General features: G+C 44.3%; 5 protein-coding genes. All 5 read left to right on the top strand.

Annotated features, from left to right (window positions below; translation table 11 throughout):
* On the top strand, positions 1-627 hold a 627-nt coding region (locus HMPREF0693_RS08085), incomplete at its 5' end, for a hypothetical protein (RefSeq protein ID WP_004244747.1).
* A gap of 64 nt (positions 628-691) precedes the next feature.
* A complete protein-coding gene (locus HMPREF0693_RS08090) occupies positions 692-1,108 on the top strand; it encodes a hypothetical protein (protein WP_004244749.1) in 417 nt (138 codons plus the stop codon).
* The gene (locus tag HMPREF0693_RS08095; protein WP_004244750.1) at positions 1,105-1,383 is read left to right on the top strand and encodes a DUF4035 domain-containing protein; all 279 of its coding nucleotides are present in this window, start codon (positions 1,105-1,107) and stop codon (positions 1,381-1,383) included. Before HMPREF0693_RS08090 ends, HMPREF0693_RS08095 begins: the two co-directional genes overlap by 4 nt.
* A 40-nt stretch (positions 1,384-1,423) precedes the next feature.
* A complete protein-coding gene (locus HMPREF0693_RS08100; RefSeq protein WP_004244751.1) occupies positions 1,424-4,711 on the top strand; it encodes a phage tail tape measure protein in 3,288 nt (1,095 codons plus the stop codon).
* The coding region (locus tag HMPREF0693_RS08105) for a hypothetical protein (RefSeq protein WP_004244752.1) at positions 4,712-5,215 on the top strand (504 nt) is incomplete at its 3' end.

The raw sequence follows: 5,215 nt of genomic DNA on the forward strand, positions 1-5,215 counted from the left end.
GGCACGAAGATCTTTGTGCAAACCGGCTTAGGGGAGGCGATGACGGTGACGGAAGCGACGTTATCACCCGCAACCATTACCATCGCCAATAATAAACTGAAAGCGGATGACATGATTATGTTATCGGGACTCGGGGAGTTAGATGGGCGTTTCCCCATTGCACAGGTTGATGGCAATAAAGTGACCTTGTGCGACGAAGTGGATTGGAGCGATAAAACACTACCCACGGATTTTGCAGAGGCTAAGGCGCAACGTATTCAGTGGTCTAATAACTTTTGTGCGGTAAAAAGTTTCAGTAAAGACGGTTCAACAACCGAACAAATTGATGTCACTACCATTTGCAGTGATGGCAAGGAATATGAATCTGGCGATACGGAATACGGCTCAATTAAATTGACCTTTTTCTTACGGTATAGCTCCAGTGAGGTGCAGCGTCTCTTGCGTAAATATGAAAACAGCAAAGAAAAATTCGCAGTGAAAATGGTCTTAACGCGAGATGAAGGCTCCATGTTTTATTACGGCTCCGTCGAAACGGGCATGAACATTGATGGCAGTGTAGGGCAAATGATGGATTCGGGGATCTCGATTAAATTGTCTGGCCGTGATTATTTGAATACGAAGAAATAACCCGTAACTCATCCACCTCATTATTTCTCTTCTCCCTTCTCGATAAAAAATCTTAGGAGTGATTATGTCTAACGCGTTATTGCGTGAATTAGTGTTAAACCAAGCACTGAAAGTGACGCCTTTTACCTATTTAGACAACACCTTTTATGTCAAAGAGCTGGATGTTGGCACCATGAATTACATTCAGCGCAAACTTCGTCAAATTAAAATTAAGCTTGCCGAAGCGCAGGATATTTACTTAGACGAAGACGATCCCGAACAATTTAATGAGGCGATAAATCGTGTCTACGATGAATATGATGTCGCCAGAATGCTGGCCTTTAAGTTGTGTGATGAAAAAGGGGAACTGCTTTTTGATGCTGAAAATGAAGCAGACTTAAAAGGCCTTAATCGTCTAGGGCAAGGGTTCTCTAATGCGGTGTTTACGGCCGAAGCGGGGAACAGCGAAAAAAACTTGGAGAACGGCGACAATTTCAATTGATATTGTCGCTGGCACTGGGAAAAACGCTCGCAGAAATCGAGCAAATGCCTGAAAGCCACTTGTGTGAATATGAGGCCTTTTATCGCAAACAACCCTTTGGTTTGTGGCGAGAGGATTATCGGATGGCACAAGTGGCACATCTTCTCGCGATGATAAATCGTGATCCGAAATCTACCCCACCTCAATTAACTGACTTTATGCCAATGTGGCAGAAAAAGCCCACAGAAGCTGAAGAGTGGGATAGTGTTACTCAGAATGTATTGGCTCATCGATAGCCCCTTTGTTGGGGCTTTTTTATTGTTTTAAGGAGTTTTTATGGCTGGTGCATTGGGGAGACTAAATATCGATTTGACGCTGAATACGGCAAATTTCATAAATGCGATCAACCGTAGCCAGCGCCAAACAGAACAATTTGGGCAAAGTATTCGCGTCAGTCTTCAAGCTATCACCGTACAACAAGAGCGAATGGTATCGCAAACTGCAAAATCCTCGGCACTCTTTACCCGTTTTGCGAGCGTCGCAGCAAGTGCATTATCTGTACGGCAAGTGATTAATTATGCCGATGGTTGGACAGAATTACAGAACCGCTTAAAACTGGTGACGGAAAGTTCTATCGAGTTAAATAAAGCCACACAAGCCGTCTATGATATTGCCCAAAAAACCTATCAATCATTGGATGCCACAGCACAGGTTTATCAGCGTTTTGCGGATAATGCCGATCGTCTAGGATTAAGTCAGCAGAAAGTCGCTGAACTTACGGAAACCGCCTCTAAAGCGGTTTCTCTTTCAGGAGCCCGTGCTGCCTCTGCTGCAATGGGGTTAACTCAGTTTGGCCAAGCATTAGCAGCAGGTCAGTTACGTGGGCAAGATTTAAATTCTGTTATCGAGCAAATCCCTGGTTTAGCACAGGCCATCGCAGAAGGCATGGGGATCTCCATGGGGGATTTAAAAAAGAAAGCCCAAGACGGTGAAATGGCGATTGATAAAATCATTCAGGCATTGGAGAAAGTCAAAAATTCTGTTGATCAGAAGTTTGCTTCCAGTGTGACAACCGTTAGTCAAGGTTTTACTAATTTACAATCAGCAATGACGAGGTTTGTTGGTGAAGCCAATCAAGGTACAGGTGCGACTCAGCTTTTAACGTCGGGCTTAGAGGGACTTTCTAATCACTTATCGACGGTGGCTAAAATCGCAGAAGGACTTGCAGTTACAGCTTTAGTCGCCAAGCTTTCTCAATGGACAAAAGCCACTTACTTAAAAAATCAAGCCACATTGAATGAAGCCAAAGCCACATTACAGAGTGCAGAGGCAAACAGTGTGGCAGCAACCAGTGCCGTGAGGAAGGCATGGGCGGATAAAGAGGCGGCATTATCGGCATTGAATTCTGCAAAAATGAGTTATCAAGTGGCGAAAGGAACCGCGGCAGAAGGTTATGCCTTAGAGAAAGTGATTGCGACAAAATCGTTAGCGACGGAAGCCTCTTTAAGATACAAACAAGCACTGATAGCAGAAACGGCGACACAGCGGGCATTAACGACGGCACGCCGTCAAGCCACGGTCGCAGGAAGAGCGTTGAGTGGGACATTGGCATTAGTTGGTGGCCCTGTTGGACTGGCGTTAACGGCAATAACGGCTGTTGGAATGGGCGTCTATGAATATAGCGAACATATCAAACAAGCTAAAAGAGAATCGATCGAATTTGCCAATGCTCTAGATACATCAACAGAAGCCTTAAAAGCAATGAATAATCAAGTATTGCTGACGAATATAGGCAAATTATCTGAAGGTATTGATGCTCAGATTGAAAAATTTGAAGGATCGTTAGAAAAAGCTAAAAAATTGGCAGCAGACTCGAAGTCCGGTTGGAGCTTAAATGCCTCGAGTTACTTGAGTTTTACGGGTGACCATGAAGGTTATAAAGAGATAATCGCGCAAAATCAAAGAGAAGCAAAAATCGGACTTGATGCAGCGATGGGGGAGGTGGCTTCACAGTTGACGATATTAGAGCGTCAGCGAGCCAGTATGCGACAAATGCTGGCATTGGTTGAAGAAAAACATGGTAAGCAAAGTGATGAATATCAGCGTTATGCATCGAAAGTAAAGGAGGCTGAGAGTGTCATTAACCAATTTAGGGTGACATTAAAAAACTTGGGTTATGATTTTGATGCGTTAATTAATAAGACAGATGAAGCGGCAAATAGTCAAGCCAATATGAGCGAGGTCATCGCAAAAAAAATAGAGGATTCTATTGCTGAATCTCGGCGTACTATCATGAAAGCTAAGGCTTCTCCTGCTGAGCTGGCTAAGTTGGATGCGGAAGATGTGCTGAAAAGACGGGGAATTAAACCTGAAGAAAAAGGTTATGAAGACGCTTTGACCGAAGAAATTAAAGCACAAAATGCGTTATTGGCTCAAAGAAATAAGCCAAAGAAATCCACCATTGATTATGCCAAGCAATACACCAAAATCTTAACGGAATTAGAGGAAAAACAAGCCTCACTGATTGCGGATGGACAAAGTATTCAGCTGTATGGTACTACCTCTTTCTTTAATGAATACACATCCGCCTTAGCCGATATCAAACAGAATAAAGATAAGTTTGATGCCATCTTAAAAATCGATCCCAAAGCGATTGAGACGATCAAAGAAAAAGCGAAAGCCATTGATGATCTGGCGCGTGCCAACTCGGTTGCGCAATTCGCTTATGATCGCGGTAAAGAAATTGAGCAGATGCAATTTGAAACTTCCTTAATAGGAAAATCGCGCGCAGAGCAAGAAAAACTCAATGCCCTTCGTCAGATTGATGTGCTGTATCAGCAAGCCAGTGTGGATTTAGGCGAAAAAGAGCTGGTGAATTTACAACGCAATGTTGAACTCACTAAGCAGCAGATTGAGGAAGAGCTGAGGAAGCGAGAGGCCATGAAAGGCGATCCGATGGCGGGATTAAAACAAGGCTTATCGGATTTCAGTGAGTCGGCCATGGATGTGATGGAGAACGTCAGAAACGTCACCACCAATGCCCTTAATAATATGTCTGATGCATTAGCCGATTTTGCTTTAACGGGCAAAGGAAGCTTTAAAGATTTTGCCAATGCGGTGATTTCCGATATCACTCGAATGGTAATGAAAATGCTGGTTTTCAAAGCCATTGAAGCAGGTGGGCAGGCAATGGGCTTTGATATGGGATGGATGAGCAAAGGACATGCTTACGGTGGTTATACGGGGCACGGCGGGAAATTTGAGCCTAAAGGGATTGTGCATGGTGGTGAGTTTGTTTTTACCAAAGAAGCGACGGCTAAATTGGGTGTTGGCAATCTCTATCGCTTAATGCATGCGGCGCAAGGTTATGCTTCAGGTGGCTTTGTGGGGGCGGTCGCAGGGCGAATACCGGTTACACCGCAACCGACGTTAGCCCGTGCGAGTGGTGTACAAATGACGGTCGTTAATCATATTACGGTGACGGGAAATGGTGACGCTGTACTTGCGCAGGCAATGAAGGAAGCCGCACAACAAGGGACAGAAGCTGGTGCACAGAAAGCTCACGCGATGATGTTACAAGATTTTCAAAGTAATGGTGCAGCACGCAGAACATTAGGAGTTTAAATGTCTATTCTTGAATGGCCAAAAGAGGTGATCCCCACACAGGAAAACTGGCAATTATTGAGTAACAGCAAAACTTTTACCTCGCCATTTAATGGAAGTAGTCAAACGGTACGCTTTCCGGGAAGTCGTTGGTGTTGTGAGCTGACATTTAATAATTTAAATGAAGAAAAATCGCGCCAGTTAGAAGCGCTGGTGGCTTCATTGGATGGGATGTCGGGGCGAGTCAAAATAACCAGTTGGATAAGAAAAGGGCGTTATGGGTATGGTTCGCCTCGTATTGCAATACCGAGCCAATTGGGTAATCAGTTAGAAACAAAGGACTGGAAGCGCAATATGCGTGTGTTACAGCTAGGGGATCGCTTAACTGTGGGCAATGAACTCAAAATGGTGGTGGCGGATGTGGTCAGTGATAATCAAGGCCGTGCCATTATTCTTATTTCGCCGATGTTAAGAACGTCACCTACCGTCAATGAAATGCTTGAGGTTGAGCGTCCTTTTGGAGTA

Origin of the sequence: Proteus mirabilis ATCC 29906 (assembly GCF_000160755.1) — a bacterium.
In the GTDB taxonomy this organism is placed as follows: domain Bacteria; phylum Pseudomonadota; class Gammaproteobacteria; order Enterobacterales; family Enterobacteriaceae; genus Proteus; species Proteus mirabilis.

Excerpts from the sequence above, each read along its gene's own strand:
- HMPREF0693_RS08090 (WP_004244749.1), top strand. The coding sequence starts at position 692 with ATGTCTAACGCGTTATTGCGTGAATTAGTGTTAAACCAAGCACTGAAA.
- HMPREF0693_RS08100 (WP_004244751.1), top strand. The coding sequence starts at position 1,424 with ATGGCTGGTGCATTGGGGAGACTAAATATCGATTTGACGCTGAATACG.